Source organism: Candidatus Taylorbacteria bacterium, assembly GCA_039934295.1.
Classification (GTDB): Bacteria; Patescibacteriota; Minisyncoccia; order Phycocordibacterales; family HO2-43-120; genus HO2-43-120.
The window spans coordinates 50,372-57,640 of the sequence record JBDTMN010000008.1; the positions used below are offsets into that span (position 1 = coordinate 50,372).

Here is a 7,269-nt window from a genome sequence, read left to right on the forward strand (position 1 = left end):
AACATGGAAAAATCTGTGCACTCTCTGCATGAGGCCGAGAATCTAAAAGGAAAAATTGTTTTACTGAGACTTGACCTCGATGTCTCGATTCAGAACGGAAAAATTGAGAATGATTTTCGCTTGAGAGGGGGGATTCCCACAATCGAGTATTTGAAAAAACAGGGCGCAAAAATAGTCATAATCGGCCATATCGAGTCCGAGGGCGTTGATACTCTCGGGGAAATTTATGCCTATTATAAAAAGCTTTTTCCGCTTACCTTCATTACTGACCCCATTTCCTCTTTGAAACGCGAACAGTTTGAAGCGATGCGAGAGAGCGATGTTGTGTTGCTTGAAAATTTGAGAAAAAATCCCGGGGAGAAAAAAAATGACCCCGCATATGTTGCGCAGTTGGCGTCTCTTGGCGATATTTATGTCAACGATTCCTTCGCCGTTTGTCACCGGCCACACGCTTCAATCATCGGCCTTCCGGGGAAACTCCCAAGTTTCGCAGGTTTTGTTTTAGAAAATGAAATTAAACACTTGTCGCGCGCTTTTGCGCCTAAGAGTCCTTTTCTTTTTATTTTAGGCGGAGCGAAGTTTGATACGAAATTGCCGCTTGTAAAGAAATTTTTAGATATCGCGGACACGATTTATCTCTGCGGGGCGCTTGCCAATGACTGCTGGAAAGAGCAAGGTCTTTCCGTCGGAATCTCGAAAGTGTCCGAAAACACCTATGACATAGGAAATATTGTAAAAAATAGAAAAATCATTCTGCCTGTTGATGTGCGGGTAAAAAGCAAAGAGGGCAGTGTAGAGATTAAACATCCGGCTGAAGTTACGGGCGAGGATTCCATCGTAGATGCGGGACCCGAGTCCCTCTCGGATTTGAAGAAACTCATAAACACTTCAAGCTTTATTCTCTGGAACGGGCCGTTGGGTCTCTACGAGGGAGGATTTAAGGAAAGCACGCTTGCGGTTGCCAATATGATTATAGAGAGCAAAGCGGAATCGATAGTGGGCGGGGGAGATACGCTTTCGGCAATCGACGAATTGCATCTCGAAAAAAAATTTGGTTTCGTCTCGACTGGTGGAGGCTCAATGCTCGAGTTTTTGGCGAGCGAGACCTTGGTGGGAATTGAAGCCCTGAAGAAGAATGTAACACAAGACATGTCCTAAACCCGTCCGATGACGCGTCGGACTAGGGTAACATGTAACGTAAGAGATGGAGAAAATTTCCCCCTTCTTATGTTTCGTGCTACATGTTACAAATTCTTTCGGATCTTTTCCGCATTGGTATCAAAATTCATCAGGTCTCCTTCCACTTTGTTGCTTGGGAAGACCCAGACGTGAGCGTGGTGAATCTCATCACCTACGATTCTGCTTAAAATAAAATCCGTGTCAAAAGCTTTCCTTTGAGCAAGAGCGATTTTTTTGACAACTTCAAAGTAGTCTCGTGTGTTCGGCACGTCCCAGACCCAGCGGTAATGTTTTTTTGGAATTACTTGCGCGTGACCGGGGGATTGTGGATGGATATCGAGGAATGCCAAAAAATCTTTGTCCTCGTAGACAATCGTTGCAGGTATTTCACGGCTCGCAATTTTGCAGAAGATGCACGTTTCCATGTTGAGATAATTATACCAGAAAAAAATTGGCCTCGGCAAAAGGTTGCCAAGGCTCTGATGTTCGTTTTCCGAGATGAAATTTCACGAGTGGGGCGTCGTGAGACAATCTCGGACGGGTCTCGGAAGCGCGCAACGATTTTGAAGTGCGACAGTCACGAGCGGATGGTCGGCGCCGATTGCTTTCAACACTTCGATGGTCGGCACTAGCCAGCGCGAATCATAGGCATTCCCGGAAGCGGTGCGATTCTCCGAGAAATGTCGGAAGCACTCTTCACAGTCTTCTCGCTTCATAAAAAGACCGATAGGAGGCGATGTGGTTTGAGATCCCCAATAGAGAGTTGGGACAGTTCCGAGCGCTGGAGGTTTTTTGTCTCGAATAGGAACTCCCTGATGAGGAAATAAACTGTATTTTGCGACACATTTCTTCGCAAATCCGAGGTATATTCCTTTTGGGAAAACCCTGCGAACACGGATTACCTTTGGCTCCCCATCAGGGCGCGTCTTTTCAAAAGCAAAACTTTGGGTTACACGCGGACTCGAAAACACATCCGTCACCAAGACCGAATACATTCCGAATCTTGTGTTGAAGAAAAATTCTCCGACAAAATATGCCATGGCCATGTGTCTTTCTTTGCTTCCTGCGAATCGGTCAGGTTGAGCGGGTTCGGTGATTTCTAAGCAATCAATGCTTATGAACAATTCGGGTTTCACTTTACGCTTCGGAACATGACCCGTCAAGGGGAATCTACAGAACAAACAAGGCAAATTGTTCCGCGTTTATTCAAATTGCTGTGATATACTTTTTTTTATGCACTATTCTATTCGAAGACCTTTGACTGTGGATGAACGCAACCGACTTCCTCACGTATCGGATTTGCTCGCACATCTTCTCTTTCACCGAGGCATTGTTGAGTCCGAAACGGCGAATACATTTTTACATCCCGACTACGAGGCACATACCCATGACCCATTCCTTTTGAAAGACGCGGAAAAAGTGGCGGATAGAATCATTAAGGCAATAAAAAATAGCGAAAAAACAGTCATCTACAGCGACTACGACACCGATGGCATTCCGGGAGCCGTGGCGCTTCATGATTTTTTTAAAAATGCGGGATTCACGAATTTTGAAAACTATATTCCTCATCGTCACGACGAAGGATTTGGTCTCAATCACGAGGCGGTTTCCAAATTTATCGCAGATGGTGTAAAACTTCTTGTAACGATTGACTGCGGGATTGCGGATGTCGGACATGTGGAGCTCGCTCAAAAAAATGGAATAGATGTCATCATCACCGACCACCATTTGCCCCTCAACTCGCAAGGCGAGTCGGGTAAACAGGTCCAAATTTTACCGAAAGCATTTGCAATCGTGAATCCGAAGCAAGCAGACTGCAGGTATCCGGAAAAAATGCTCTGCGGGTCGGGAGTAGTCTACAAACTTATTCAAGCCATACTTTCCAAAGAGCGTTTTGGAATGAAGGAAGGTTACGAGAAGTGGCTTCTCGATATGGTGGGTATCGCAACCCTTTCCGACATGGTTCCGCTTATGGGTGAGAATAGAGTTTTTGCTCATTTCGGTCTCGCGGTGCTTCGAAAATCTCCCCGGGTCGGTTTGACGAGACTTTTGAGCAAGTTAAAAGTGGAACAGAGGCATCTTACGGAAGACGATATCGGATTTACCATTGGTCCTCGGATAAATGCCGCGTCGAGGATGGGTGTTCCCATGGACGCCTTCAGATTGCTCGCGACCCGCGACCTCGCGGAAGCAGAACTTTTAGTGGCACACCTTGACCAAATTAACAACGAACGAAAGGGAACCGTGGCCGCGCTCGTGAAAGAAGCGAAGCATCACATTCTGGAGCGATACGGAGAAAAGCCTGACGGGGTGATTGTGGTCGGAAATCCTCTTTGGAAGCCCGCTTTGGTTGGACTTGCGGCAAACACCTGCGCGGAGGAATATAGCACTCCTGTTTTTCTTTGGGGTAGGGACGGCGAGGGTGTCTTGAAGGGCTCGTGCAGGTCTGCGGGCACAGTTCATTTGCTGAATCTCATGCAGGCGACTCCGGAAGGAACATTCATGCAGTTTGGCGGACACGAAGGGTCGGGAGGATTTTCAGTGGCATTGTCGGCGATTCACACCCTTGAAGAAAAACTCAATGTTGCCTATCGGAGCATGAAGAGCGAAAAAAAAGAGGAAATTGGATACGCGGACTATGAACTTTCGAGTGACTCGGTCAACTGGGAAACCTATCGGGAGGTGGAAAAAATAGCTCCCTTTGGCACGGGGAATCCGAAGCCCGTTTTCATATTCAAAAAAATTCTGCTTGCTGATGTGCGGCAATTCGGAAAAGAAAAAAATCATCTCGAGATTATTTTTACAAATTCTCTTGGCAAAAACATTTCTGCTATCGGTTTTTTCATGTCCCCGGAAGCATTTCCCGTAAAACCTGAAAAAGGCTCGACTATCTCTCTCCTCGCCACAATGGAAAAATCAGTGTTCCGCGGTTTTCCCGAACTTCGCTTGAGGATTGTTGATGTTGTTTAGGCACACAACTATTGCGAATTATTTTTTTCATGAGAGGCGAAGACATACGTTAGCAGGGGGCATTTTTCTGGTTGATTAAATTTGTTGGAAAAAAGCCCGACATGTGGTCGAGCTCGGTTAGTGCAGGAGTGTCCTTTTAGGCGGTTACCTTTCTGCGGCCCTTTGCGTAGCCGTAAAACCACATCGTGAGGACTACACGGCAAAGATCTGCGGGTTTCAGATCTTTAGAGATTGTCGGATTTCTTTCCTCCAGCCGTCCGATGATCTCCTTCACGTGTCGCAAGCGCGGTTTCGGAAGAACTGTTTCGATTTTTTGAGTCATGATTGTTTCTCTCGAGTTGATTATTTCTTACCCATATTTCCCACTGAAATATATGATTTTTTGTGTATAATGTAAAGAACCCTGCGCCAAGAGTGCAGGGGCATGAAGCGGGGCTCTCGGCGCAGATCAAGGTGTCCTTTGCTGGAGAAGAGCAAGCTTCGCTCGTGCAAATAAACATGTGGCAAGTCCGCGCCGCGGCGAAGACCGCGGAGCGTTCTGTCCGCTACCAGTAAGCTATGGAATCAAGACAAATTACCATTTTCACCGACGGGTCTTCTCGCGGAAATCCCGGGCCGGGAGGGTGGGGCGTCCTGATAGGTGTAAGGTGTAAGGTGTTAGGTGTTAGCGAAGAAGAGGGGAAAGTCATCGAGTTGGGGGGCAGAGAGGATCACACAACAAACAACCGCATGGAGCTCATGGCTGCTATCCAAGCTCTTTCTCATCTTAAAACCTTACACCTTTCACCTTACACCTTACACCTCTCCCTCTACACCGACTCCCGCTACATCATAAACGGCATAACCAAATGGGTTTTCGGCTGGAGAATGAACGGATGGAAGACGAAAGAAAAAAAAGATGTTTTGAATCGAGATTTGTGGGCGCAATTGGCGGATTTGACCGAAGGCGCGAACATTGAATGGAAGTATGTTGGCGGGCACGTGGGGGTTGCGGGAAATGAGAGGACGGATGAAATTGCAACGTTATTTGCGGATGGAGAAAAAGTTAATCTTTTTTCTGGACCGATGGAAAAATATCCTTTAAAAAATGTCCTGGATATTTCAGGCGATGAGTCGAAAAGCAAAAGTGCAGGTGAGGCAAAAAATCGATCCAAAAAACCAGCATACTCATACGTGAGTATGATTGACAGAAAGATTGAAAAACATCAAACGTGGAAAGATTGCGAGGCGAGGGTCAAGGGCGTGAGTGGCGCGAAATATAAAAAAAGTTTGAGCTTGGACGATGAGAAAAGAATTATGGAAGAATGGCAGAATATGTAACATATAGCATATAACATGTAACACAAAACAAATGCGAAAGAATTTATTTTCTCATGTTACAAGTTACATGTTACAAGCTACATTATTTTAATGCAAAATGAGCATTTTTATAGCGTTATTTTTGGGTTTGCTCTCGGAATATTTTTCCATTCATTTTTAGATTTCGGTTTGCATTTCTCGGCGCTCATTATTTTTTTAGCGACAGCATCTTTTTTAGTCACAAAATTTTTATCACAGAAAAGTAGTGATAATCGGAGAAGATACATTTTCCTTTTTATCCTGACGTTGTTTTCGTTTGGTTTCGGCTCTCTGCGCTATGATGTCGCGAACATTTTTCATAATCCCGATTCACTTTCTTCCTATGCCAATGACAAAGTCGTAATTCAAGGAGTTGTAAGAGACGAGCCGGACATCGGCGAAAACAATCAAAAGTTAACGGTCAAGGCGGATTCAATACTAAAAGCCGGTGCGACCGAGGCTGCAATATCGGAAAAAATTTTGGTCTCTACCGATTTATATCCGGAGTTCTCCTATGGCGACAGAATACGTGCGGAGGGGAAAATCGAAAAAGCGAAAAACTTCGTGGTGGAGGGAGAGAAGCCTTTTGATTATACAAGTTACCTCGCAAAGGATAATATTTTTTACACCGTTTCGTTCGCGAAAGTGACCCTCGTTGGAAAGGGAGAGGGCAATTTTGTAAAAGCCAAGTTGTTCGCTCTTAAGAACGCTCTTTTCCAAAATCTTAGGCGCGCTCTTCCCGAGCCTCATGCGTCGCTTGCAGGGGGACTCATATTGGGCGGGAAAAATGCAATCGGCAAAGATCTGGAAAAAGATTTTCGCACCGCAGGAATCATCCATATTATTGTTCTTTCTGGATATAACATTATGATTGTTTCGCAGTATGTGATGAAGATTTTTTCGTTTCTTCCCCGAGCGGGGAATCTCGGGGTGGGAGCTGTTTCTGTGATTCTTTTTGCCATTATGACAGGAGGGTCGACGACGGTTGTTCGCGCCTCTGTAATGGCCCTCATTGCACTTTTGGGCAAATTTACCGGAAGGACGAATGCGGTCAATCGTGCGCTTTTTCTTGCGGGATTTCTCATGCTCCTGCACAACCCGAAAATACTGGTCTTTGATTTTTCATTTCAGTTAAGTTTTCTGGCAACGCTCGGTCTCATTCATTTCTCGCCAATCGTTGAGAGAAAAATAATGTTTGTCACAAAAAAATTCAATATCCGCGAGTATGTAGTGGCCACAATCGCCACCCAGATTATTGTGATGCCCCTTATTCTTTACAGAATGGGAGAAATATCAATCGTCTCACTTCCGGTAAACATTCTAGTCCTCTTTCTCATTCCTTGGACTATGGCTATGAGTTTTATAACAAGCATTCTTGCATTTTTCGGCTCTTTCGTCGCTCTGCCTGCGGCGGGAATCACCTATTTTCTCATAGGGTATGAACTCAAAGTTGTAGAACTGTTTTCAAAGCTCCCATTCGCTTCGCTCAAGCTCTCGTTTTTCCCCCTATGGCTCATGGCGGTTATCTATGTGAGCTATATCTTTGCATATTTGAAAATCAATAAAAAAACTGTGGCGAAAGATGCCATTACTTTGACGAGTTCTCCAGGTTCTTCTCTATCTCCGACCAATTAAGGTTTGCAAAATAATCCTCTTATACCTCGAAAGCTCGGTATCTAGCGGTGATTTTATTTGTTTGCGCGTAAATAGTTGTCCTCAACACTTTCCCAATTAAGGTTTGCAAAATAATCCTCTTATACCTCGAAAGCTCGGTATCTAGCG

General features: G+C 45.1%; 8 protein-coding genes. 5 read left to right on the forward strand and 3 right to left on the reverse strand.

The window, feature by feature from the left end; all coding sequences use genetic code 11:
* Window positions 1-3: 3 nt before the first annotated feature.
* Window positions 4-1,158, forward strand: a complete 1,155-nt coding sequence (gene pgk / locus ABI430_03215; protein MEO8637885.1) for a phosphoglycerate kinase — start codon at window positions 4-6, stop codon at window positions 1,156-1,158.
* A gap of 86 nt (window positions 1,159-1,244) precedes the next feature.
* Here pgk and ABI430_03220 read toward each other — a convergent pair whose 3' ends face one another.
* Together ABI430_03220 and ABI430_03225 are read right to left on the reverse strand one after the other, a co-directional pair.
* Window positions 1,245-1,604 (reverse strand): HIT domain-containing protein, encoded by a 360-nt coding sequence (locus tag ABI430_03220; protein MEO8637886.1) that lies wholly within the window; start codon window positions 1,602-1,604, stop codon window positions 1,245-1,247.
* Between the two features lie 81 nt (window positions 1,605-1,685).
* The gene (locus tag ABI430_03225) at window positions 1,686-2,360 is read right to left on the reverse strand and encodes a hypothetical protein (GenBank protein ID MEO8637887.1); all 675 of its coding nucleotides are present in this window, start codon (window positions 2,358-2,360) and stop codon (window positions 1,686-1,688) included.
* Window positions 2,361-2,412: 52 nt separating this feature from the next.
* On the opposite strand from ABI430_03225, the gene recJ reads away from it, so the two are divergent.
* Window positions 2,413-4,149 carry a single-stranded-DNA-specific exonuclease RecJ gene (gene recJ / locus ABI430_03230; GenBank protein MEO8637888.1) on the forward strand — a complete coding sequence of 579 codons (1,737 nt, stop codon included), beginning with the start codon at window positions 2,413-2,415 and terminating at the stop codon, window positions 4,147-4,149.
* Window positions 4,150-4,285: 136 nt separating this feature from the next.
* Here recJ and ABI430_03235 read toward each other — a convergent pair whose 3' ends face one another.
* Window positions 4,286-4,471: a hypothetical protein gene (locus ABI430_03235; GenBank protein MEO8637889.1), complete on the reverse strand. Its 186-nt coding sequence runs from the start codon at window positions 4,469-4,471 to the stop codon at window positions 4,286-4,288.
* A gap of 62 nt (window positions 4,472-4,533) precedes the next feature.
* Here ABI430_03235 and ABI430_03240 point away from each other — a divergent pair, with 62 nt between their 5' ends.
* The 3 genes from ABI430_03240 to ABI430_03250 all read left to right on the forward strand — a co-directional run bounded on the left by ABI430_03240 (window position 4,534) and on the right by ABI430_03250 (window position 7,122).
* Window positions 4,534-4,704, forward strand: coding sequence for a hypothetical protein (locus ABI430_03240; GenBank protein ID MEO8637890.1), 171 nt, complete (start codon window positions 4,534-4,536; stop codon window positions 4,702-4,704).
* Window positions 4,705-4,707: 3 nt separating this feature from the next.
* On the forward strand, window positions 4,708-5,469 hold the full coding sequence (locus ABI430_03245; protein ID MEO8637891.1) for a viroplasmin family protein: 762 nt from the start codon (window positions 4,708-4,710) through the stop codon (window positions 5,467-5,469).
* Window positions 5,470-5,559: 90 nt separating this feature from the next.
* Complete coding sequence (locus ABI430_03250; protein ID MEO8637892.1) at window positions 5,560-7,122, forward strand: ComEC/Rec2 family competence protein; 1,563 nt, start codon at window positions 5,560-5,562, stop codon at window positions 7,120-7,122.
* Window positions 7,123-7,269 lie beyond the last annotated feature (147 nt).

Bases quoted from the DNA above. Each gene is read 5' to 3' on its own strand.
- pgk (MEO8637885.1), top strand. From the start codon at position 4: ATGGAAAAATCTGTGCACTCTCTGCATGAGGCCGAGAATCTAAAAGGA.
- ABI430_03220 (MEO8637886.1), bottom strand. From the start codon at position 1,604: ATGGAAACGTGCATCTTCTGCAAAATTGCGAGCCGTGAAATACCTGCA.
- recJ (MEO8637888.1), top strand. From the start codon at position 2,413: ATGCACTATTCTATTCGAAGACCTTTGACTGTGGATGAACGCAACCGA.
- ABI430_03235 (MEO8637889.1), bottom strand. From the start codon at position 4,471: ATGACTCAAAAAATCGAAACAGTTCTTCCGAAACCGCGCTTGCGACAC.
- ABI430_03245 (MEO8637891.1), top strand. From the start codon at position 4,708: ATGGAATCAAGACAAATTACCATTTTCACCGACGGGTCTTCTCGCGGA.
- ABI430_03250 (MEO8637892.1), top strand. From the start codon at position 5,560: ATGCAAAATGAGCATTTTTATAGCGTTATTTTTGGGTTTGCTCTCGGA.